Origin of the sequence: Burkholderia ubonensis subsp. mesacidophila, assembly GCF_002097715.1 — a bacterium.
Classification (GTDB): Bacteria; Pseudomonadota; Gammaproteobacteria; order Burkholderiales; family Burkholderiaceae; genus Burkholderia; species Burkholderia mesacidophila.
The window spans coordinates 174,131-196,507 of the sequence record NZ_CP020737.1 but is presented as its reverse complement, the minus strand read 5'-3'; the positions used below and the strand labels follow the sequence as shown (position 1 = coordinate 196,507).

At 68.3% G+C, this 22,377-nt stretch carries 24 protein-coding genes and 1 tRNA gene; 21 read left to right on the top strand and 4 right to left on the bottom strand.

Annotation, left to right across the window (positions count from 1 at the left end):
* Positions 1-194 precede the first annotated feature (194 nt).
* The 13 genes from B7P44_RS00895 to B7P44_RS00835 all read left to right on the top strand — a co-directional run bounded on the left by B7P44_RS00895 (position 195) and on the right by B7P44_RS00835 (position 11,689).
* Positions 195-878: a phage baseplate assembly protein V gene (locus B7P44_RS00895; protein WP_084899645.1), complete on the top strand. Its 684-nt coding sequence runs from the start codon at positions 195-197 to the stop codon at positions 876-878.
* On the top strand, positions 875-1,237 hold the full coding sequence (locus tag B7P44_RS00890) for a GPW/gp25 family protein (protein ID WP_084899641.1): 363 nt from the start codon (positions 875-877) through the stop codon (positions 1,235-1,237). The genes B7P44_RS00895 and B7P44_RS00890 overlap by 4 nt, the downstream gene beginning before the upstream one ends.
* Positions 1,234-2,148 (top strand): baseplate J/gp47 family protein, encoded by a 915-nt coding sequence (locus B7P44_RS00885; RefSeq protein WP_084899638.1) that lies wholly within the window; start codon positions 1,234-1,236, stop codon positions 2,146-2,148. The genes B7P44_RS00890 and B7P44_RS00885 overlap by 4 nt, the downstream gene beginning before the upstream one ends.
* The gene (locus tag B7P44_RS00880) at positions 2,141-2,683 is read left to right on the top strand and encodes a phage tail protein I (protein WP_084899634.1); all 543 of its coding nucleotides are present in this window, start codon (positions 2,141-2,143) and stop codon (positions 2,681-2,683) included. Before B7P44_RS00885 ends, B7P44_RS00880 begins: the two co-directional genes overlap by 8 nt.
* A gap of 6 nt (positions 2,684-2,689) precedes the next feature.
* Complete coding sequence (locus B7P44_RS00875; protein WP_084899632.1) at positions 2,690-4,570, top strand: phage tail protein; 1,881 nt, start codon at positions 2,690-2,692, stop codon at positions 4,568-4,570.
* Between the two features lie 15 nt (positions 4,571-4,585).
* Entirely contained in the window at positions 4,586-5,215 is a 630-nt protein-coding gene (locus B7P44_RS00870; RefSeq protein ID WP_084899629.1) for a tail fiber assembly protein, read from the top strand.
* Positions 5,216-5,274: 59 nt separating this feature from the next.
* Positions 5,275-6,447 (top strand): phage tail sheath protein, encoded by a 1,173-nt coding sequence (locus tag B7P44_RS00865; RefSeq protein WP_084899627.1) that lies wholly within the window; start codon positions 5,275-5,277, stop codon positions 6,445-6,447.
* A 28-nt stretch (positions 6,448-6,475) separates the two neighbouring features.
* On the top strand, positions 6,476-6,985 hold the full coding sequence (locus B7P44_RS00860) for a phage major tail tube protein (protein ID WP_029226832.1): 510 nt from the start codon (positions 6,476-6,478) through the stop codon (positions 6,983-6,985).
* A 69-nt stretch (positions 6,986-7,054) separates the two neighbouring features.
* Positions 7,055-7,438, top strand: coding sequence for a phage tail assembly protein (locus B7P44_RS00855; RefSeq protein WP_084899624.1), 384 nt, complete (start codon positions 7,055-7,057; stop codon positions 7,436-7,438).
* Between the two features lie 8 nt (positions 7,439-7,446).
* A complete protein-coding gene (locus tag B7P44_RS00850; RefSeq protein WP_010095898.1) occupies positions 7,447-7,560 on the top strand; it encodes a GpE family phage tail protein in 114 nt (37 codons plus the stop codon).
* 15 nt (positions 7,561-7,575) lie between these two features.
* Positions 7,576-10,128 carry a phage tail tape measure protein gene (locus B7P44_RS00845; RefSeq protein ID WP_084899622.1) on the top strand — a complete coding sequence of 851 codons (2,553 nt, stop codon included), beginning with the start codon at positions 7,576-7,578 and terminating at the stop codon, positions 10,126-10,128.
* Positions 10,129-10,157: 29 nt separating this feature from the next.
* Positions 10,158-10,613, top strand: a complete 456-nt coding sequence (locus B7P44_RS00840; RefSeq protein ID WP_084899619.1) for a phage tail protein — start codon at positions 10,158-10,160, stop codon at positions 10,611-10,613.
* Positions 10,610-11,689, top strand: a complete 1,080-nt coding sequence (locus tag B7P44_RS00835; protein WP_084899617.1) for a phage late control D family protein — start codon at positions 10,610-10,612, stop codon at positions 11,687-11,689. The genes B7P44_RS00840 and B7P44_RS00835 overlap by 4 nt, the downstream gene beginning before the upstream one ends.
* A 131-nt stretch (positions 11,690-11,820) precedes the next feature.
* Here B7P44_RS00835 and B7P44_RS00830 read toward each other — a convergent pair whose 3' ends face one another.
* The gene (locus B7P44_RS00830) at positions 11,821-12,117 is read right to left on the bottom strand and encodes a hypothetical protein (protein WP_084899613.1); all 297 of its coding nucleotides are present in this window, start codon (positions 12,115-12,117) and stop codon (positions 11,821-11,823) included.
* Positions 12,118-12,524: 407 nt separating this feature from the next.
* A complete protein-coding gene (locus B7P44_RS00825; protein ID WP_133117985.1) occupies positions 12,525-12,980 on the bottom strand; it encodes a helix-turn-helix domain-containing protein in 456 nt (151 codons plus the stop codon).
* 126 nt (positions 12,981-13,106) lie between these two features.
* Here B7P44_RS00825 and B7P44_RS00820 point away from each other — a divergent pair, with 126 nt between their 5' ends.
* The 7 genes from B7P44_RS00820 to B7P44_RS00790 all read left to right on the top strand — a co-directional run bounded on the left by B7P44_RS00820 (position 13,107) and on the right by B7P44_RS00790 (position 18,708).
* Positions 13,107-13,322 carry a hypothetical protein gene (locus B7P44_RS00820; RefSeq protein WP_084899612.1) on the top strand — a complete coding sequence of 72 codons (216 nt, stop codon included), beginning with the start codon at positions 13,107-13,109 and terminating at the stop codon, positions 13,320-13,322.
* A gap of 124 nt (positions 13,323-13,446) precedes the next feature.
* Positions 13,447-13,695 (top strand): Ogr/Delta-like zinc finger protein, encoded by a 249-nt coding sequence (locus tag B7P44_RS00815; RefSeq protein WP_010095912.1) that lies wholly within the window; start codon positions 13,447-13,449, stop codon positions 13,693-13,695.
* Positions 13,696-13,886: 191 nt separating this feature from the next.
* Positions 13,887-14,150, top strand: coding sequence for a hypothetical protein (locus B7P44_RS00810; protein WP_084899609.1), 264 nt, complete (start codon positions 13,887-13,889; stop codon positions 14,148-14,150).
* A gap of 3 nt (positions 14,151-14,153) precedes the next feature.
* Positions 14,154-16,946, top strand: coding sequence for a toprim domain-containing protein (locus tag B7P44_RS00805; RefSeq protein ID WP_084899607.1), 2,793 nt, complete (start codon positions 14,154-14,156; stop codon positions 16,944-16,946).
* Positions 16,943-17,314: a hypothetical protein gene (locus B7P44_RS00800; protein ID WP_084899604.1), complete on the top strand. Its 372-nt coding sequence runs from the start codon at positions 16,943-16,945 to the stop codon at positions 17,312-17,314. The genes B7P44_RS00805 and B7P44_RS00800 overlap by 4 nt, the downstream gene beginning before the upstream one ends.
* Before the next feature lie 9 nt (positions 17,315-17,323).
* Positions 17,324-17,764: a helix-turn-helix domain-containing protein gene (locus B7P44_RS37410; RefSeq protein WP_084899602.1), complete on the top strand. Its 441-nt coding sequence runs from the start codon at positions 17,324-17,326 to the stop codon at positions 17,762-17,764.
* On the top strand, positions 17,677-18,708 hold the full coding sequence (locus B7P44_RS00790) for a tyrosine-type recombinase/integrase (RefSeq protein WP_265341373.1): 1,032 nt from the start codon (positions 17,677-17,679) through the stop codon (positions 18,706-18,708). Before B7P44_RS37410 ends, B7P44_RS00790 begins: the two co-directional genes overlap by 88 nt.
* Before the next feature lie 54 nt (positions 18,709-18,762).
* Here the strand turns inward: B7P44_RS00790 and B7P44_RS00785 are convergent.
* A tRNA-Arg gene (locus B7P44_RS00785) sits at positions 18,763-18,838 on the bottom strand.
* A gap of 250 nt (positions 18,839-19,088) precedes the next feature.
* Between B7P44_RS00785 and B7P44_RS00780 the strand changes: the two genes are divergently transcribed.
* Positions 19,089-19,979 (top strand): c-type cytochrome, encoded by an 891-nt coding sequence (locus tag B7P44_RS00780; protein ID WP_084899595.1) that lies wholly within the window; start codon positions 19,089-19,091, stop codon positions 19,977-19,979.
* A gap of 75 nt (positions 19,980-20,054) precedes the next feature.
* On the opposite strand, the gene B7P44_RS00775 is transcribed toward B7P44_RS00780, so the two are convergent.
* Positions 20,055-22,145, bottom strand: coding sequence for a UvrD-helicase domain-containing protein (locus B7P44_RS00775; RefSeq protein WP_084899593.1), 2,091 nt, complete (start codon positions 22,143-22,145; stop codon positions 20,055-20,057).
* Between the last annotated feature and the right edge of the window lie 232 nt (positions 22,146-22,377).

The following is a 22,377-nucleotide window of genomic DNA, read 5'->3' as shown; positions in this document are numbered from 1 at the left end:
ATCGGCCGACGCACGCGATCCAGTTCCCTGAACGCTGAGAAGAAGCGCGCAACCCTCCTCGCGCCCATCACCTCGCCCATCGATTCGCGCTCCTCGACACCCATCCCCCCACCCGCCTCACGCCCCTTCCGTCCTCACCCCCACGACACACGCGATCGCTCGCCCCGCAAGCCCCCGCCCGGCACCATGACCACATGGACGCTAACGAAATTCAACGGCAGGCACGCAACGCGGTGCGCAAAGGCACGATCCTCGCGGTCGACCATGCGGCCGCGTTGTGCCGCGTCTCGGTCGGTACGCCCGACGAAGACGGCGGCGGACTGCAAACCAACTGGATTCCGTGGATCGCCTGCACCGCGGGCACCACGCGCGAGTGGCTGCCGCCGACCCCGGGCGAGCAGGTCGTGCTGCTCTGCCCGATGGGCGATCCGGCCCAGGGCGTCGCGCTGCGCGGCCTCTATTCCGACGCCGCCCCGGCACCGGCGTCGAGCCCCGACACCCACACGCGCGTCTATCCCGACGGCGCGAGCGTCGCGTACGACCACGCCGCGCATGCGCTCAAGGCCGAGCTGCCCGCCGGCGCGACCGTGCTCGTCGTAGCTCCAGGCTCGATCACCGTGCAGACGAAGGCCGCGACCGTGCAGGCCGAGACCATCACGCTCGACGCGCCGCAGACCACCTGCACCGGCGCGATGACGGTCAAGGGGCCGCTCGCGTTCGAGTCCGGCATGACCGGCAAGGGCGGCGCAGGCGGCGCCACGATGCAGATCGACGGCGCGGCCAGCTTCACCCGCGAAGTGACCTCGCAAGGCATCAGCCTCCCGCATCACACGCATCGCGAACAGGGCGATGGACAACTGGTGAGCCAACCGCAATGAAGGGCATGAACGCGAACACCGGCCGCTCGATTTCGGGCCTCGGCCACTTCTACCAGTCGATCGGCAAGATCGTCACGACGCCGCTCGCGTCGTGCGTGAAGCGCCGCACGTTCGGCTCCGAGCTGCCCGACCTGATCGACGCGCCCGGCAACGGCGCCATGCGCACGCGCCTGTATGCGGCCGTCGCGACGGCGCTGATGCGCTGGGAGCCGCGCCTCACGCTGACCCGCGTCGTGCTCGCCGCGGACGACTCGAACGCGGCGGCCGGCGCGATCTATCTCGACATCGAAGGCTGGACGAGCGAGAACGGCACGACCGTGACGACGCGCGTGCCGGTCGCGCACGGGAGCCCGGCATGAGCGTGACGCCGATCGATCTCTCGCAGCTGCCGTCGCCTGACGTCGTCGAAACGATCGACTACGAAACGCTGCTGGCCGAACGCAAGGCGCGCCTCGTGTCGCTGTATCCGTCGACCGAGCAGGCAGAGATCGCCGCCACCCTCGCGCTCGAATCGGAGCCGATGGTGAAGCTGCTGCAGGAAAACGCGTACCGCGAGCTCGTGCTGCGGCAGCGCGTGAACGACGCCGCGCGCGCGGTCATGCTCGCGTACGCACGCGGCGACGACCTCGACCATCTCGCGGCCCTGTTCGGCATCCGCCGCCTGACGATCACGCCCGCCGACCCGGAACACAACCTGGCGGCGGTCATGGAAAGCGACGTCGACCTGCGTGCCCGCACGCAGCTCGCGCCGCAGCGCTTCTCCGTCGCCGGCCCCGAGGGCGCGTACGTCTCGCATGCGCGCAACGCGGACGGCCGCGTGCTCGACGCATCGGCAGTCAGCCCCGCTCCGTGCGAAGTGCTCGTCACCGTGCTCGCGCGCGACGGCGACGGCACGGCGGACCAGAAACTGGTCGACGCCGTGAAGACCGCGCTGCAGGCCGACGACGTGCGGCCGCTCACCGACAAGGTGACGGTGCGCGCCGCGGAAATCCTGCGCTATGCGATCCGCGCGCGGCTGGTGTTCTTCGCCGGTCCGGATCGCGCCGTGGCGCTCGCCCAAGCCAACAAGGCGATGAAGAAATACGCCGACGACATGCACCGGCTCGGCATGGAAGTCACGCTGGACGGCATCTATGCAGCCGCTCGCGCCGCAGGCGTGCAGAAGGTGGTCCTCGAAAGCCCGCTCGCCGGCATTCCGGCGACGAAGCAGCAGGCGCCGTACTGCACCGGGATCGAGCTGATCGACGGCGGGGTGTACAGCAATGAATGACGTCCTGCCGCCGAATGCGACCCGGCTCGAGCGCAACCTCGCCGCCGTGAACGCGCGCGTCGACGACATTCCGACTCCGCTCGCGACGCTGATGTACCCGGACGCCATCCGCTTCGACCTGCTGCCGTGGCTCGCGTGGCACCTCGGCGTCGACGCGTGGAAGGACTACTGGCCCGAGCACGTGAAGCGCGCCCGCGTCAGGCAGGCGATTCCGATCGCGCGCCGCAAGGGCACCGCCGCGGCCGTGCGCGAAGTCGTCGCGACCTTCGGCGGCAACCTCGTGCTGCGCGAATGGTTCGAGCAGGACCCGCCGGGCCGGCCCGGCACGTTCGACGTCGTGCTGACGGTCAGCGGCCAGGAAGGCGAGCCGCCCACCGCCGAATACGTCGCCGACATCGTCGCGGAAATCGACCGGACCAAGCCGGTACGGGCGCACTACACGTTCACGCAGGGCTTCGCGATGCGGGGCCGGCAACGGGTCGGCGCCGCCGCTCGCGTGGCGGTCTATCGCCGCATGAACCTCACCGACAACTGATCGCACATGGCAACCCAGATCCTCATCACCGACGCCGGCCGCGCAGCGCTCGTCGCGCCCGGCAACGGCGGCACCAGCGCCCACCAGGTCACGGCAATCGGTCTTGCGAATGCGCCCTTCGTCGCCGACAAGGGGCTCACGAAGCTGCCGAACGAGCTGAAGCGCATCACGACGTTCGGCGGCGCCAACATCGCGCCGGACACGATTCACGCGACGCTGAAGGACGACACGGCGGACCAGTACTCGCTGTACGGGTTCGGCCTCTACCTCGAGAACGGGGTGCTGCTGGCCGCCTACGGCCAGGCGACGCCGATCATGGAGAAATCGCCGGCCGCGCTGCTGCTGCTGTCGACCGACCTGCAGTTCGCGACGATCGATGCGACGCAGCTCGTGTTCGGTGATGCGTCGTTCCTCAACCCGCCGGCGACCACCGAGCGGCAGGGCGTAGTCGAGCTGGCGACGCAGGCGGAAGTCGATGCGGGTGCCGACGATACGAGAGCGGTGACGCCAAAGACGGCGGCGACACGCTATGCCTCACTGGCCGGCTCAACTTTCACCGGCGACGTGTGGGTCGACCGGGGTAACGCGAATGGTTACTACGTGCTGAACGGCATGAGCGAGACGTATCGCGCGATCGTCTGGAAAACCGATCGCGTCACCCGATGGGAGATGGGAACCGACAACGGCGCTGAAACAGGCTCCAACACCGGATCGCACTGGTATCTGTCGCGTATTGGCGACGATGGAAAGTGGATCGACAACGTTCTGTGGATTTCGCGGACGACCGGCGTCATCAACTTTTCGAAGCGGCCGACCGTCGACGGCAAGACGGTGTGGGATGCCGGGAATTTCAGTCCTGACAACTACGTGCCGATCGCCGGCGGCACCATGAATGGCGATCTGGCATTCGAGCCCGGCAAGCGCCTGGTACTCGCGGAAGGAGGCCTCGCAAATCCGTCGCTCACGTTCGCGAACGATGGCAAACCGGATACAGGGCTGTACCACAGCGGCGATGGTTTTTTTGGCGTGACATGCAACGGCGTGTCCGTGGCGCGCTTCACCCCGACGCTCACAGCGTTCGATCAGCCGGTGACAGGCCCGACGCCGGCCCAAGGCGACCGTTCCACGCGTTTCGCCACGACCGAATGGGTGCTGGCCGCCCTCTCGACGACGGCCGTCGGCCAGATCGTATTCGAGCCCCGCGCGACGGTACGTGCCGGATTCCTGAAAGCCAACGGCGCGCTCGTCAATCGTGCGGACTACCCCGCTCTGTGGGCCTATGCGCAGGCCAGCGGCGCGCTCGTGTCGGACGATGAATGGCAAAAGGGTCGCGTGGGCTGCTTCTCGTCCGGAGTCGGTGAAACGACGTTCCGCCTCCCGGAGATGCGCGGCGAGTTCATCCGTGGTTGGGACGACGCCCGCGGTATCGACGCAAATCGCATGATCGGCTCGTGGCAGGACAGCGCGAACCGATCGCACAGCCACGGCGCGAGCGCAAGCGAGGGCGGCGATCACATCCACTCCGCATGGACGGACGTCCAGGGCTGGCACGGTCACCACGGATGGACCGCTGGAGCGGGCGCGCACAACCACGTCAACGGGGTATTCAGTCGCCTGTTGCGTCCACCCTATCCCGGTTCGTTGACGGGTTCCGATCAGGAAGGCAGTGGGATCGAGCAAGCGGTCGGCCCCAACGATTCCGCAGACCTCGCCTGGGTGAACGACCACGGCCACGAATTCAACACCGAAGGCTCAGGCAACCACGGGCACAACATCGGTATTGGCTGGAACGGTCACCACGGCCACGCCATTACCGTCAACGGTGACGGCGAAAGCGAAGCGCGACCGCGCAACGTCGCGATGCTCGTCATGATCCGCGCCTACTAACTTGGACACCGAACCATGCTGATTCACCACTACAGCCAGTCGACCGGCGAATACCTGAGCAGCAGCCAGCCCGATGCCGACCCGCGCAACGACCAACGCTGGCTCATCCCCGCATGGGCAACGCTTGACGCGCCGCCACCGCGCACGCCGACCACCTGGCCGTTCTATCGCGACGGCGCGTGGATCCTCCTGCCGGACTACCGCGGGCGCATCTGCTATCGCACCGATACCGGCGAGCCGATCGAAATCGCGATTGCCGGCAAGACGCCCGACGAGCTCGGCCTGACGACCGAAGCACGGCCGTCGCCACGCCACACGTGGATCGACGGCGCGTGGACCGTCCCGCCCGAACAGCTCGAGCGCGAGAAGCGCGCCGCGGCGATGGCCGAGTTCGAACGACGGCTCGAAACCGCGCGCAAGGCGAACGCCGGCAAGGCCGACGCCTACGCCTCGGGCCTGCTCGACGACGAGGGCATCTATTACTTCAAGGCCTGGTCCGCATACCAGATGGCCCTCGTTTCGGCGATCCAGGCGGAGACGTTCCCCGATGCGGTGGCGTGGCCCGCCACGCCCGCGCCGTACGTACCGCCGCCGCCGGCCGAGCCGAGCGCACCTGCAGCTCCGGTCGCGGAAACCGCGACCTGATCCGCACGGGATTCTTCCCGTTTTCTCTCTTCCGCAAGCAAACACAGGAGCCACACACCATGCCGCAGGATTACCACCACGGCGTACGCGTCATCGAAATCAACGAAGGCACCCGTCCGATCCGCACGGTCTCGACGGCCGTGCTCGGCATCGTCTGCACGGCCGACGACGCCGACGCCACCGCGTTCCCGCTCAACACCCCGGTCCTTCTGACCAACGTCGTCGCCGCGCTCGGCAAGGCCGGCAAGAAAGGCACGCTGCGCCGCACGCTCGACGCGATCGGCCGCCAGACCAAGCCCGTCACGATCGTCGTGCGCGTCGCCGAAGGCAAGGACGCCGCCGAAACGAACACCAACGTGATCGGCGCCGTCACCGCCGACGGCAAGTACACCGGCATGAAGGCGCTGCTCGGCGCGCAGGCGCGCTTCGGCGTGAAGCCGCGCATCCTCGCGGCGCCGGGCCTCGACACGCAGCCGGTCGCCGCCGCGTTCGCGACGATCGCGCAGTCGCTGCGCGCGTTCGCGTACGTGTCGGCCAACGGCGCCAAGACGAAGGAAGAAGCCGTTGCCTATCGCAAGCAGTTCAGCCAGCGCGAAATCATGGTGATCTGGCCGGACTTCCTCGCGTGGGACGACGCGACCAACTCGACCGTCGTCGTGCCGGCCACCGCGTACGCCGCGGGCCTGCGCGCGAAGATCGACAACGACACGGGCTGGCACAAGACGCTGTCGAACGTCGGCGTGAACGGCGTCACGGGCATCAGCGCGGACGTGTCGTGGGATCTGCAGGATCCGGCCACCGACGCCGGCTTCCTGAACGAGCAGGACGTGACGACGCTCGTGAACCGCAACGGCTTCCGCTTCTGGGGCTCGCGCACGTGCTCGGACGATCCGCTGTTCGCGTTCGAGAACTACACGCGCACCGCGCAGGTCATCGCGGATTCGATCGCCGAAGCGCAGATGGCCATCATCGACGGCCCGCTCAACCCGTCGCTGCCGCGCGACATCATCGAGACCATCAACGGCAAGTTCCGTGAATGGACGTCGCAGGGCTACCTGATCGGCGGCTCGGCCTGGTACGACCCGGAGCCGAACACGACCGACGTGCTGAAGTCCGGCAAGGCGTATCTCGACTACGAGTACACGCCGGTTCCGCCGCTCGAAAACCTGATGCTGCGCCAGCGCATCACCGACCGCTATCTCGCCGATTTCGCCGCGCGCGTCAGCGCGTAACAGTCGGCCTCACCAGGAGTCAAACACAATGGGTATGCCTCGCAAACTCAAGGGATTCAACCTGTTCCAGAACGGCGAGAACTTCGTCGGCCAGGTTGTCGAAGTCACGCTGCCGAAGCTCACGCGCAAGATGGAGGACTACCAGGGCGGCGGCATGAGCGGCCCGATCAAGGTCGACTTCGGGCAGGAAGGGATCCAGCTCGAATGGACCTGCGGCGGCTTCATGCGCTCCGTGCTCGGCCAGTACGGCATCACGAAGCACGACGGCGTGCTGCTGCGCTTCGCCGGCGGCTACCAGGCCGCGGATTCGACCAGCGTCGACGCGGTCGAGATCGTCATCAAGGGCCGTCACAGCGAAATCGACATGGGCACCGCGAAGCCGAAGGACGACACCACGTTCAAGGTCACGACCGTCGCCAGCTACTACAAGCTGTCCGTCAACGGCGTGGACCTGATCGAGATCGACTTCATCAACATGATCGAAAAGTACAACGGCACCGACCTGTTCTCGGCGCTGCGCAACGCGATCGGCCTGTAAGCCGCGGCCCGGCCGGCATTCCCGGCCGGGCCCGCCCGCTGTATTCCCTTCATCATCGCCAGGACCACCATGTATCCGACCCAATCCGAACAAGCCGCGACCGACCTGCAGGTCGACGCATCCGCTGCAGCCGTCACCGAGGCAGCGCCCGCTCAGGACGATCCGGCCACGCACACGCTCGACACCCCGCTCGTGCGCGGCAACCAGACGATCACGACGATCACGCTGCGCAAGCCGAATTCGGGCGAGCTGCGCGGCGTATCGCTGTCCGACCTCGTCAGCCTCGACGTCGTCGCGCTGTCGAAGGTGCTGCCGCGCATCAGCACGCCGATGCTGACCGAAGCCGACGTCGCCAACATCGACCCCGCCGACCTCGTGCAACTGGGGGGCATCTTCGCGGGTTTTTTGATGCCGAAGGCCGTGAAATCCCGACTGGCCTCCCAGACCGCATAGAAGACCCGATGGCGGACATCGCGGCGGTGTTCGGCTGGACACCGCCCGTGATGGATGCCTTCAGCCTGGCCGAGCTGATGGACTGGCGCGAGCGCGCGCGAGTGCGCGCCGGCGCCGAATGAGCGAAACGATCGACGATGGACAACACCCTGAAACTGCGCGTCATGTTCGACATGGTCGACAACATGACGAAGCCCCTGCAAATGATGCTGACCGGCAACAAGGGGCTGGCCGGCTCGCTGAGGGATACCCGCCGCGAGCTGGATGACATGGCGAAGACGCAGAAGCGCATCGGCACGTTTCGCGAGATGCGTCGCGGCCTTGCCGATACTGCGTCGGATCTCAGGACCGCGCGCGCGCGCGTCGACGCGCTCGGCGAGTCGCTGCGCGCGTCCGGCCCGCCGTCGCGCCAGATGATCAAGGACTTCGAGAACGCGAAACGCACGGCCTCGAGCCTGGCGGCCACGCACGACCAGCAAGCCGGCCGCGTGCGCAAGTTGCGCGCCCAGCTCGCCGGCGCGGGCATCGACACGCGCAACCTGTCGCGGGACGAGCGCAACCTGCGCGCGGCCATGGCGTCGCGCACGTCGATGATCGACGCGGGGGTGCGCGGGTACGACGCCCAGCGCCAGCAGCGCGCCGACGCCAGGCGCGCAAGGATCGAGGCGCTGCGGGGCGTCGGGGAGAAATTCTCGGCACGCGGCCAGGCCATCAAAGGCATCGGCAAGGACATGTTCGGCATGCTGTCCGAGCCGCTCGACCTCGCGAAGCAGGCCGAGAGCGAAACGCTGCGCATGCGCGCGCAGGGCGCGTCGGCCGATGCGGTGAAGTTCGCGCGCGCGCAGCAGGCCTACGGCCAGTCGACCATCGACAACCTGGGCCTGATGCGCGAGTCGCTGACGGCGCTGGGCGGCGACGAGCAGCATGCACGGGTCGCGATGCCGACGCTCGCGAACATGAAATTCGCGAACGAAGCGCTGTTCGGCGCGGAAGACGCGAAGAAGAACGTCGACCAGTTCATGGGCATGCTGAAGGTGATCGACCTGCGCGGCGGTACCAGGAACGAAGCGGCGTTCGGCGCCGAAGCGAACATCGTGCAGAAGATGCTCACGGCAACCGGCGGCAAGGTCAGCGGCGACGAGTGGGACAACTTCGCCGAATCAGGCGGCGATGCGGCCAAGAAGTTGCGCACGGACGCGTTCTACTACCAGATGCAGCCGCTCATCGAGAAGCTGGGCGGCAAGGCGGCCGGCGCAGGCCTCGCGTCGCTGTACGGCAGCGCGTTCCAGGGCAAGGCGTCCGGGCCCGCTGCGCAACGGCTGGCGGCGCTCGGCCTGGTCGATCCGAAGCTGGTCGAGCACAAGAAGAACGGCGCGATCAGCGGACTCAAGCCTGGTGCACTGTCGGGCAGTGACATGCTGCAGGCGTCGCCGCTCGAGTGGCTCGAAAAGGTGCTGCTGCCGAAGCTCGCCGCCAAGGGGATCACCAGCCCCGACAAGGTGAAGGCCGAACTTGCGAAACTTTTCCCCGACAAGGCCGCGGGGAACCTGCTCACGACGATGTACGAGCAGCGCGAGCAGATCCACGACACCGAACGGCAGAGTGCCGCCGCCGACGGCGTCGACGGGATGAAGGCGAAAGGCGCGGAGTCGACGCACGGCCGCGAGCTCGCCGCGCTCGCGCAGCTGCGCGACCTGAAGCTCGAGATCGGCGAGCGGGTCACGCCGATCTACAACAAGGCGCTCGACCTCACGGCAACCGCGATCGGAAAAATTGTCACGTTCATGCGCGAGCACCGCACGGCCGCGAACGTGATCGTCACGACCCTGGCAATGCTCGCCGGGCTGTTCGTCGTCGTCGGCACGCTCGCGAGCGCGCTCGGCACCGTGCTCGGATCGATCGCGGTGCTCCACTTCGCGATGTCGATGGTCAGCGCGTTCAACGTCATCGGGCAGGCGCTGCTCGGCCTCGGCCGCCTGGCGCTGGCGAACCCGCTGCTGGCCGTGATCAGCCTGATCGCGATGGGCGCGGTCTATGTCTGGCAGAACTGGGACACGCTCGGCCCGAAGTTCATCGCGCTGTGGGACACCATCGCGGGCGCATTCGGCGCGGCTGGCGACTGGATCGCCGCGAAATGGGACGCCACGGTCGAGTGGGTGAAAGCGGCATTGGCCGGCATCGGCGACTGGTTCGGCAACATCGGCGCACGCTTCATGGAAATCGGCGGCAACCTGATTTCCGCGCTGATCGACGGCATCACGAATCGCCTCGGCGCGCTGAAGGACACGATCGGCAACCTGGGCAGCTCGGCGCTCGGCTGGCTCAAGGAAAAGCTCGGCCTGCAAGCGTCGGACGCGCCCGGCGCAGCAGGCGGCCAGGGGCGCGTGGCGCTGACCGCCGCCACGATCACGACCGCGGCGGCCCTCGCCGGCCCGCCCGCCTACGCCATGAACCCGTCGGCCACCGCCGCGTCGCCGCTCGCACGCTATAACACGTCGCTCGACTACCGCCAGCCGCTCATGGCGCCGGCCGCCGCCGCGAGCGCCGCGCCTGCATCCGGCCCGGTCATCATCAACTTCACCGCTCCGCCAGGCGTCAACGAGGCGGAGGTCGCCCGTCTGGTGCGCGCCCAGTGGGAACGCGCCGAACGCGAAAAGGCCTCGCGCGCCAGCTCGCGCCTGTCCGATTGATTGTCCGCTTCAACGAAAGGAAACCCGCCATGATGATGTCGCTCGACCAGTTCGTTTTCAGCCTGGCGACCACGCCTTACCGGGAGCTCCAGCGCCAGCGCAACTGGAAGCACCGCGCCACCGCGCGCATCGGCGTGCGCGACGCGAGCCAGTTCACCGGCGCCGGCGACGACACGATCACCCTCAGCGGCACGGTCGCGCCCGAGAACGGCATCGGCGAGATCGCGTCGATCGAGACGCTCGCGCGAATGGGCGACATCGGCGACGCGTACGTGCTCGTCGACGGCAACGGCTACGTCTACGGCGCGTACGTCATCGACAACCTGAGCGTGACGGGCACGTATCACACGAAGGACGGCGTGCCGCGCAAGATCGACTTCACGCTGGTGCTCAAGCGCGTCGACGACGGCGTGCTGGCCGCAGCGCCACCGCCGGAAGACGACGGTGCGCCGGCGAACGAAGACGACGGAGCGGCCAAGCCATGAGCACGTTCGATTGCAAGCCGGGCGAACGGCCGACCCGCACGGGACGCACGCAACCGCAGGCCGACTACCGGATCACGCTCGACGGCCGCGACCTGTCGCGGCTGATCGCGCCGAATCTCGTCAGCCTGCAGCTGGTGGAATCGCGCGCGGACGAGGCCGACGTGCTCGACCTAGTGATCGACGACACGCAGAACACGTTCGCGATTCCGCTGCGCGGCGCGAGCATCGCGGTGTCGATCGGCTGGGTCGGCGAGCCGCTCGTCGACAAGGGCACGTTCACCGTCGACCACGTCGAGCACAGCGGCGCGCCGGACATCATCACGATCAAGGCGCGCTCGGCGTCGATGACGAACCGCATGCACGAGCGCCGGGAAAAGAGCTGGCACCGGCAGACGATCGGCGCGATCGTGCGGGCCATCGCCGCGCGCCACGGGCTGAAGCCGGCCGTCGACGCGACGCTCGCGCAGATCCTGATCGACCACATCGACCAGACGCACGAATCCGACATGTCGTTCCTGACGCGCCTCGCGAAGCGCTACGACGCCGTGATGACGGTGAAGACCCGCCATCTGCTGTTCCTGCCGATCGGCGGCGGCAAGACGGCGAGCGGCAAGCCGCTCGACGTGCTGCCGCTCACGCGCGCGAGCGGCGACCAGCATCACTACAAGATCGAGCAGCGCGACAGCTACGCGGCCGTGCGCGCGCACTACCATTCGAACGGCCGGGCGCAGCGCAAGTCGGTGGTGGTCGGCGACGAGAAGGGCAAGAACACGAAGGTGCTGCCGCAGGACTATGCGACCGAAGCGGAAGCGCGCGCGGCGGCGCAGGCCGAATACGCGCGCATCCAGCGCCAGCAGGCGACGATGCTCTACACGCTGGCGCTCGGCCGGCCCGAGCTGTTTCCCGAGATGCCCGTCACCGTGTCGGGCTTCAAGCCCGAAATCGACGACACGCCGTGGCTCGTGAAGAAGGCGACGCACAAGCTCGGCGGCGAAGGCTTCACGACGGAGCTCGAGCTCGAGGTGCGCAAGGATTCGAAGAAGAAGCAGGCTGGCGCGACGACCGGCAAGCACTAGCGCGGCGCCGGAGGCGCGGCTCGGATCGCGAGGAAGGAAAGGAAGGAGCGGCCGGACGGAGAACCGGCCTGCGTGGCGATTCGGCATGCCATCGCGCGACCGGTCGCGATGGCGTCAGGCATGAGCGCGGCTCAGCGGGAGGTCGGCTGCCCGCCGAGATTCAGGCGCGCGTCCCGCCCGTCGCCATATTGCGTCAACGTCGCGCGCGCATCGCGCAGGTTCGCCATCGCCTGCAGCGCGGCCTCGAGCACCTGGCCGACCGACTGCATCGCGGTGTCGATCGCCGCGTGCGCGTCAGCCCGCTCATCGTCGGTCAGGTCCGTACGGATTCGCGGGGTGAACATCGACGACCCGCGGGTGTCCGCGTGATGATCAGCCGGCAGCGACGCGCCAATCGTGCCGGTGTTGTGCTCACTGTTACTTTTCATTCTTCCGGTCTCCACAAACACAGTCATCAACCGGCGGGGCCGCCTGACGCGACGGGGGTAGCCTCGGAATTCCCACCGTCACCAGCCTCACCGGCTTTCAGAATGCTAAACCAATACTGTATGGATATACAGTGATTGTTCGGATTTTATCCGATGCTTTTGCGGAATGTCCGAACGCCACGGCCCGGCGCATGGCCGGGCTCGGGCGCATGCGCCCGAGTCGCGGGCGGCAGGATCTTCAACGAAACAAAAGCCGGGATTTCGCCGGATGGCGGAATGACGGGACCACGGCGAAGCGGGAACGCCGCCGCCCTCCGGGCCGCCTCATGCGGCGGCCGGATGCAAACAGACCGGCGCGCGTCCGCCGGTGCAGGGCCCTGATTCACCCGACGCCGGCGCGCCGCGCCCTACTTCTTCGGTTCCTTCGCCGCGCGCTCGGCCTTCAGCCGCTCGAGCTCGGCCATCGCGCGATCGACGTTTTCGGCCGTGCGCTGATCGAGCGCCGCGCGGCGGTTCTCCGGCAGGCGCTTCGCGCGCCGCGGCGTCGCCGTCTGCAGCATCGCGCCCGTGTTGATGCAGCTGGCGAGGAACGCATGCAGCGACGCCTTGCCGGCTTCGTTGAGCTGCCGGTACATCGCGAGCACTTCCGCCTCGTCGGCGTCGCGCTCGCCCTGCTCGGCCGCCGCGCCATCGGCGGCGAGCCGTTCCCCGGTCAGCACATAGCCGATGTCGACGCCGATCCCGCGAACGGCCAGCAGATAGGCCGCGTCGGGAGAGCGTTCGTCCGACTCGTACGCGGACTGCGAGCGTCTCGCGACGCCACCCACGGTCGCAAACTCATCCTGGCTGAGTCCGATCCGCAAGCGCTCGTCTCGCAAGCGACTCCCGATTTGTGTCATAAATTACCCATTAACAATTGACGCGTCGTTTTTTGCTCATTAGACTAGCCCCACCGTAACGCAAGACTATCTCAACAAAGTATACCGACCATGACCACCTCCAAAGGCCCACGCCGTTCGCCGCGCGGCACGATGTCGGACAAGCCCGTCTACGTCGGGCTGACGCCGACCGAACGCGGCGAGCTCGAGCAGCTCGCCGCACAGCGCAACCGCTCGATTTCCAGCATGGCGCGCGAGCTGATCCGCATCGGCGCGAGCCATCTTCGCGCAATCGCCGCGCCCCGCTCGCGCACCGCGCGCCATTGAATCGACGCGCCTTCATGTCCTTCGATCCCGCCCGCGACGTGTCGATTCTGGACCACGCGTGCGCGCCCACCCACTCGCCAATCGGCCAACGTTGCATCGCGCAGGCCGCCCGGAGCAAGACGAAATGCGAATCCTGAACCGCTGCCCGCATTGCCGCACGCGCGCCACCGCGCGCAGCAGCCGCGAAATGTCGCTGACCTTCCGCGAAATCACCTTCCAGTGCACGAACCCGGAGTGCGGCCACACGTATGTCGTGAACATGGAATTCGCGCGCACGCTGTCGCCGTCCGCGATCCCGAACCTGTCGCTGCAGCTGCCGCTCTCGCCGCACGTGCGCGAGCGCCTCGCGGCGCAGCTCGAACTGCCCGTCTGACGCCCTAACTCCCGCCCCCTGCCTGGCCCCTCGCATCGCGCCTGAACGGCGCGAGGGGCTTCTTTTTGCCGTCGAAAAGGACACATGATGATCCCGACCCTGCCTTGCAGCGCCGCCCGGCGCCCTGCCGGTCACGCGATTTTCCGCCGCGCGGCGCACCCCGCCGGCGCGTTCGCCGGGGAGGCGCGCGCATGAACCACGCCCTCGAACCCGCGCCGCACGACGCCGTGCTCCGGGTCGCGATCGCGGCGGCCGCCGACGTGCCGAGCTTCGACAACCCGCCGGACAGCGCCGCGCGGCAGCACGCGCTCGCCTGCTTCGTCGCGGCCCTCGGCGATCGTCTGGCGCTCGGCTTCCCGCACTCCGCCGCCGCGCTGCACGCGCTCGTCGCGTCGCCCGCCACGACCGGCAATCCGGCGCAACGCCCCCGGCAGCAACCTGACCAGCAGCAATAAACGATGGCTTCGATCGATCAACTGAAACGGCACATCGACCTGCACGACCTCGCCGGCCGCCTCGGCCTGAAGCGCGGCCGCGGCGGCGACCGCGCGCTCTACCACTCGCCGCAGCACGGGGACCGGAGCCCGTCCCTGTCGATCTACGTGAACCACCCGAAGCACGGCACCGGCTGGCGCGACCACAGCGCCGACGCCGGCGGCTCGTGCATCGACCTCGTGATCCATGCGCGCGGCGGCACCGTCGCCGACGCCGTGCGCTACCTCCACGACGTCTACGGCTTCCCGCCCGAGCGCCCGGCGCCGGCGGAGCGCCGCGAGAAGTCGACCGTCGAGTACATCGCCGATCGCTGCGTCGCCGAGCGCGGCCGCCTGCGTGAATACCTCGGCGGCCGCGGCATTGCCGCCGCGGCGCTCGACACGGCGATCGCCGCGCGCACGCTCGGCTTCAACACGTGGACGAGCCCGAAGGTCGCCGCCGGCGACGTCGGCCACGGCGGCCCGGCCGCCGCGTTCGTGGTGCGCGCGCCGGGCGACGCACGCGTCGTCGCGGTCGACATGCGCTACGTCGACCCCGCGCTCAACGGCGGCGTCAAGACGCAGACCCAGGGCGACAAGGCCGGCTACGGCTGGACCGCCGACGCGCGCCGGCTCGCCAACGCGAAGCGCGTGATCATCGTCGAAAGCGCGATCAACGCGCTGTCGGTCGACACCTGCGCGCTGCCCGGCACCGCGGCGCTCGCGCTGCGCGGCCTCGCGAACGTCGAGCGCATCGATTTCGCGTTCCTGCGCGGCAAGCACGTCGTGATCTGCCTCGACAACGACGAGCCGTTCGCGGACGGCCACCCGCGCGCCGGCCACCGCCCCGGCCCGGAAGCCGCATGTGCGCTCCACGAGCGGCTCACCGCGCTGAACGTCAGCGCGGTGCTGGTCGACCAGGCCGGCTGGCTCGCGGACCTTGCAGACGGCGAGACGGCGCAGCAGCCGATCAACGACGTGAACGACTACCTGCAGCTGCGCGGCCCGGCCGAGCTGGCGCGCGCGCTCGAGCAGGTCGAGCCGTGGCTGGTCGCCGGCCTGCCCGGCGACGCGCCGCGCCGCGGCCGGCCGCGCATCTTCCTGCCGCCGCACGACTTCGCGCAGTACTGGCGCTTTCGCGTGCGGCCGGACTTCACCAGCTACATCACGAAGATGGACCGCAACGAGGAAGCAGGCGTCGAGACGCCCGTGATGACGGACCTGTGCGGCTTTCGCATCGCCGGCATCAGCCGCGTGTCGGTCGCGAGCGCGACGTCGACGATGACAGGCGACGCCGACCAGGCGCCGACCGTCTACTTCGCCGTGTCGGTGCAGGCGCCGCGCCACGGCGCTCAGCTGATCCGCCGGGTGATGCTCGACGACCAGCTGCACAACGTCGACCAGTGGGGCAAGTTCGGCCCGATTTGGGCGCCGGCGCCGTTCAAGCGGATGGTCAACATCCTCGAGCGCGGCGCGGATCTCGGCGCGCGCCAGGCCGCGAACTTCGTCGGGCTCGCGTGGCGCGACGGCCGGCTGATCGTCAACGAAGGCCCGGACTGCTACTTCACCGAGGCGGACAAGCAGTGCCCGTACCATAACCTGACGTTCCCGAGCGGCCTCGTCGGCGACGCGCGCCGCGTGATCGCCGCGTACCAGACGACGTTCAAGCAGAACGCCGCGACGATCCCGCTCGTGTGGGCGCTCGGCGGCCACCTGAAGGCGCTGCTCGGCTTCTGGCCGCACCTCACGATCCAGGCGAACAAGGGCGCGGGCAAGTCGACGCTGATCAAGCGGCTCGAACGCTCGCTCGCGTTCACGATGTTCTCCGGGCAATCGCTGCAGACCGAATTCCGCCTCCTCACGAGCATCAGCCACACGAGCCATCCGGTCGGCTGGGAAGAACTGTCCGCGCGCCGGCAGGACGTGATCGACAAGGCGGTCGGTCTGTTGCAGGAAAACTACCAGTACACGGTGACGCGGCGCGGCACCGACATGACCGAATACCTGCTGTGCGCGCCCGTGATGCTGGCCGGCGAGGACGTGCCGGTGCGCAGCCTGCTCGGCAAACTGGTGCGCACGACGCTGACCGGCAAGCGCGGGCCGCTCCTGCCCGACGACCTGCCGCGCTTTCCGGTCCGGCAATGGCTCGAATTCCTCGCCGGCCTGGACAAGCGCACCGCGCTCGAGCAGTACGCGACGCTGCGCGACAAGGCGCTGGCCAGTTGCCGCGCGAGCGGCGAGGACGACGGCGCGCGGCGCATGGCCGGCAACTACGCGGCCGTCGCGCTAGCGTGGCGCTACCTGTGCGAGTTCGCCGGCATGGACCCGAGCGAAGGCGACTTCCCGCGCGACCTGGTCGCCGAGATGAACGGCCACGTCGCCGAAACGAGCGCCGATCGCGAGCCGTGGGTCTGGATCATGGAAACCGTGCTGTCGGAGATCGACGGCGGCAACTACAAGCATCCGTACACGTTCGACACCGTCGACGGCGAGTTCTGCCTGCTGCTGCGCACCGGGCACGTGATGGATCACCTCGCGCACACGAGCGCGCTGCGCGACAAGTGGAACGGCCTGCCGGTGAAGTCCGACCGCGTGTTCAAGGCGCAGCTCAAGCACGCCGGCGTCGTGGTCGGCGAGAAGGAGGTCGAGCGCCGCATCTACATGCGCCGCGTGCCGTACCTGACGCCGGTTTCGCTCGAGCGCCTGGCCGCGTTCGGCCTGCATGTGTCCGTGCGCGAAGACCTCGCGTCCGACGCGATGCAGGGGGGCCGCGCGTGAATCGCGATCAGCTGAACCGGCCGGCGGGCGGGGAACGCCGCAGGGAACCGGCAGGCAGCGCACGCGAGCCGTGGATTTCGCGGGTGTCCGCTTGCAAGTCCTTGATTCTTGAGCGAACTGCCGCCGCGCGTCGTGCCGGATCCGCCATGTGTCGGGCCGTTTTTGCCACGAGTCCGGGCTTCGCGCCGGCCGCGCCCGCCCTTTTCTTCTCTCTCTTCAACTCATTGAAAAAGAAGAAGAAAGACAACCGGGAAGCGGTGAGAACCGGCCCGCATCGCGCGCCACGAGTCGCGCGCGTGTCGCCATCGGTCGCACGCGCTGCCCGTTTTTCGCGCCATGAGTCTTTCAGGGCCGCCACGCCTGAATGATGGCAACTGATGGCAAACAAAATCCATGAAAATCAATGCGTTATGAACATTTCCCGTGCAAGCCACCATTCCACGAGTTGCGCTGCCTGTCCCCCTGACGCGCGGCACACCGAAGCGGCGACCGTCGACCTGTTCGGCGCGGCGGCCCTGCTCGGCGCACACCCTGAAACGGTGCGCCTGAAGGCCAAGGCCGGCGCGCTGCCGGGCCGCAAGGTCGGCAAGCGCTGGATGTTCTCGATCGCTGCCCTGCAGCGCTACCTCGCCGGAGAATGGCTCCCGCGGGCGGCGCAGGGCAAACCGCAGGAGGAAGTGAACGAATGTCGCTCTACAAACGCAAAACCAGCCCGAACTGGCAATACAAGCTGTACCCCCCTGGCGGCGGAACGCCGATACAGGGAAGCACTGGCACCCGCGACAAAGCGCAGGCCCAGGAATTCCACGACCGGCTGAAGGTGGACCTGTGGAACCAGGCGCGGCTCGGCACGAAGCCGCGCTACATGTGGAACGACGCGGTCGTCCGCTACGTCGTCGACCGCGAGGGGCTGCCGAGCCTCGAAACGTCGAAGACGCATCTGCGCTGGCTCGACCGGCACCTCGCCGGCGTCGCGCTGGCCGACATCGACCGCAACCGCATCGACGCGATCGCGCTCGCGAAACGGCGGGAGCCGTGCGTCGTGCGCACCCGGCACGGTGTCGTGGAGACCGGCCGGCGCGTCAGCGACGCCACGGTGCGCCGCGTGCTCGGCGTGCTGAAGGCCGTGCTGAACGCGGCCGTCGAGTGGGAATGGCTGGATCGCGCGCCGGTCACGAAGCGCGCAAAGGTCGTGTCGAAGCGGATCCGCTGGCTGACGCCGGCGCAAAGCGAGCGGCTGCTCGCCGAGCTGCCCGCGCATCTGGCCGACATGGCGCGCTTCAGCCTCGAGACCGGCCTGCGCCGCTCGAACGTGACCGGGCTCCAGTGGTCGCAGGTCGACCTCGCGCGGCGCGTCGCGTGGATTCACCCGGACCAGGCGAAGGCGAAGAAGGCGATCACGGTGCCGCTGTCGGACACGGCGCTCGCCGTGCTGCGCCGCCAGCTCGCGATGAAGCGTGCGCCCGAGTGCGCCGGCAGCGTGTTCGTCTACCAGGGCAAGCCGGTCTGTCAGACCACGACGGCCGCGTGGAAGAAGGCGCTGGCGCGCGCGGGCATCCACGACTTCCGCTGGCACGACCTGCGGCACACGTGGGCGAGCTGGCACGTGCAGCGCGGCACGCCGCTCCAGGTGCTCAAGGAGCTGGGCGGATGGGAAACGATGGAGATGGTGCAGCGCTACGCGCACCTGTCGGCCGACCACCTGGCGCAGTGGGTTACGCCGCTGACAGCCGAGCCGGTGCCGATGCTAGCTGCAATCTAGCTGCAAGGAGTCTGTCCGACGAGGGAGGGATACCGCTGAAAGCCTTACTGCGATTGGCGCGCCCGGCTGGGATCGAACCAGCAACCCCTGCCTTCGGAGGGCAGTACTCTATCCATTGAGCTACGGGCGCGTGTGTGACAGTGGAGCGACCCCGGAAAACCGGCCGACCACGGATGGCAAGACGACAAGGATACCCGGTTTCCCATGACGCGTCCACCATGCCGGCGAATCGCCCGCCTGGCGGCGATCGTGCGGGTAAACACGCGCCGCCGCGCCGCTCGCCGTGATGTAAACGTTCCGTCTATAATCGTCGTGCTTCTTTGCACAGCCATTTTGTCGTTGCACCGCTCACAATTCCTATTCACGGAGACGAGGCACGCATGAGCGAAGCACCCCACAAATCTCCCATCCAGACGCCCCGGCAGCTGATCGGCCTCATCATCGCGTCGTTCGCGATTCCAATCGTCGTCATCATCCTGTTCGCCACCTACGCGAACTATGCGTTCCGTTCCGGCGCGGGCACCGACGCGCTGTCCGACGAACAGGTGGCCAAGCGCATCGCGCCGCTCGCGCAGGTCGACGTGAAGGACGCCAACGCGCCGCGCACCTACAAGACGGGCGAGGAAGTCTACAAGGCCGTGTGCGTGACCTGCCACGGCACGGGCGCCGCGGGCGCGCCGAAGTTCGGCAGCAAGGACGACTGGGCGCCGCGCATCTCGCAGGGCTTCGACACGCTGCTGAAGACCGCGCTGGCCGGCAAGGGCGCGATGCCGCCGCGCGGCGGCACGAGCCCGGACGACTACAGCGACTACGAGATCGCCCGCGCGATCGTGTACATGGCGAACAACGACGGCGCGAACTTCCCCGAGCCCGCCGCGCCGGCCGCCAACGCGACGGCGGCGGCGAGCGCCGCGCCCGCGCCGGGCGCCACCGAGGCCGCAAGCGCCCAGATCGCCGCCGCGCAGGCCGCGATGGCCGCGATCCCGAAGGCGGGCGAAGCGCCGGCTGCCGCGCCGACCAGCGCCGACGCCGCGTCCGCCGGCAAGGCGCTGTACACGCAGGTCTGCCAGGCGTGCCACGCGGCCGGCGTGCTGAACGCGCCGAAGTTCGGCAGCAAGGAAGACTGGGCGCCGCGGCTGAAGGAATCGATGGACACGGTCTACAACTACGCGCTGCACGGCAAGGGCGCGATGCCGCCGAAGGGCGGGTCGAATGCGTCGGACGCCGACGTGAAGGCCGCCGTCGACTACATGGTCAACGCGGCGAAGTAACGCTCGGGCCGGCCCGACGAAAAACCCCCGCGCTGCGCGAGCACCGCGGGGGTTCGTTTTTTCAGGCCGGCAGCGTCACTTCTGCAGCAGCGCCTTCAGGCTCGCGAGCCGGTCCTTCGGCGTCATCGGCGCTTCCTCCGGCGTGGGCGGCGGCGCTTCGTCGAGGCCCATCTCCGGGATGAAGCGCGACGGCTCGCAGACGACCGTCTCGCGCGCCCGCTTGCGCTTCTTGCACCAGTTCAGGTGCAGGCTGCGCTGCGCGCGCGTGATCGCGACGTACATCAGCCGGCGCTCCTCCTCGATCCGCTCGCTGTCGATCGGGCCGTCGTCCTCGCTGCCGCCGCGGTGCGGCATGATGCCCTCCTCGACGCCGACCAGGAACACGTGCGGATACTCGAGCCCCTTCGACGCATGCACGGTCGACAGCCGCACCGCATCCGGGTCCTCCTCCTTGCCTTCGAGCATCGACATCAGCGCGACGGTCTGGATCAGGCCGAGCAGGTTCTTGCCGGTATCGGCAAGCCCGTCGGCGTTGTGGAAGCCTTCCGCCTCGCCGTCGACGGCCTCCGCCGCCTCGGGCTTGGTGCCCTTGCGCTTCAGCCATTCGAGGAATTCGAGCACGTTCTGCCACTTCGACTGCGCCTGCCGTTCGTCGAACGCGTCGTACAGGTAGGCCTCGTAGTGGATCGCCTCCATCATGTCGTCGAGCACGACAGTCGCGGGGTCCTTGTCCGCGCGCTCGGTCAGGCGCTGGATGAAGTCGCAGAACATCCGCAGCGGCTCGACCTGGCGCGCGGACAGCCGCGCCTCGATGCCGCCCATGTACACCGCCTCGAACAGCGACACCTTCGCCTGCCCCGCGAACGAGCCGAGCGCTTCCAGCGTCGTGTTGCCGATGCCGCGGCGCGGCGTCGTAATCGCGCGGATGAACGCGGGATCGTCGTCGGCGTTCGCGATCAGGCGCAGGTACGCGCACAGGTCCTTGATCTCGGCCTTGTCGAAGAACGACTGGCCGCCTGACAGCACGTAAGGGATCCGCTCGCGCCGCAGCACCTGCTCGAAGATCCGCGCCTGGAAGTTGCCGCGATACAGGATCGCGTAGTCGCGGAACTGCGCGCGCCGCTCGAACTTGTGCGCGGACAGCCGGAACACCACCGATTCGGCCTCGTGCTCCTCGTCGTTGCACGGCGTGACGGTGATCGAATCGCCCATCCCGTGCTCGGACCACAGCTTCTTCTCGAACAGCTTCGGGTTGTTCGCGATCACGTTGTTCGCGGCGGTCAGGATCCGCACCGTCGAACGGTAGTTCTGCTCGAGCTTGATCACGTGCAGCTTCGGGAAATCCTTGCCGAGCTGCGCGAGATTCTCGAGCGTCGCGCCGCGCCAGCCGTAGATCGCCTGGTCGTCGTCGCCCACCGCGGTGAACGCCGCGCGCGGGCCCGCGAGCAGCTTCAGCAGCTCGTACTGGCACGCGTTGGTGTCCTGGTACTCGTCGATCAGCAGGTAGCGCAGCTTGTTCTGCCAGCGGTCGCGCACCTGCTCGTTGCGCGCGAACAGCTCGGCGGGCAGGCGGATCAGGTCGTCGAAATCGACCGCCTGGTACGCATGCAGCGTCGCGACGTAGTTGCGGTAGACGAGCGCGGCCTGGTGCTCGTCCTCGTTGGCGGCGATCGTCATCGCCTCCTCGGGCATGATGAGGCCGTTCTTCCACAGGGAGATGGTGGTCTGGATCTTGCGGATCAGGCCCTTGTCGGTCGTGCCGATCTGCTCCTGGATCATCCCGAAGCAGTCGTCCGAATCCATGATCGAGAACTGCGGCTTCAGGCCGACGTGCTCGGCCTCCTGGCGCAGGATCTGCACGCCGAGCGAGTGGAACGTGCAGACGGTGAGCTGGTTCACCGGCACCTTGCGGCCTTCCTTGCCGGGCGTCGTGAGCGTCTTGCCCTCGAGCAGCTTCGACACGCGCTCGCGCATTTCGGCGGCCGCCTTGTTGGTGAACGTGACGGCGGCGATGTGGCGCGGCTCGAAGCCCTTGGCTTCGATCAGGTGCGCGATCTTCTGCGTGATGACGCGGGTCTTGCCGCTGCCCGCGCCGGCGAGCACGAGGCAGGGACCGTCGAGATAGCGCACCGCTTCGTTCTGAGCGGGATTGAGGCCTGCGGACATGGTTGCGGATGGTGTTGCGGTTGACGGCGGGACGCCGGGAGGATGCCGCGCGCGGGGTGCCGGGTCGGGCATGCGGACGCACGGGCAGGACGCGCATGTTAACACGGCCGCCGCGGCGATTTCCGGAGCCGCGCCGGGCGGGGCTGTGCGGGCGGACGGGGGCGTGCGTCCCTGTCCGTTCGGCCAATTCGGGCGCGCGCGCGGGCGATTGCGCGACAATGGGCGACCGCAG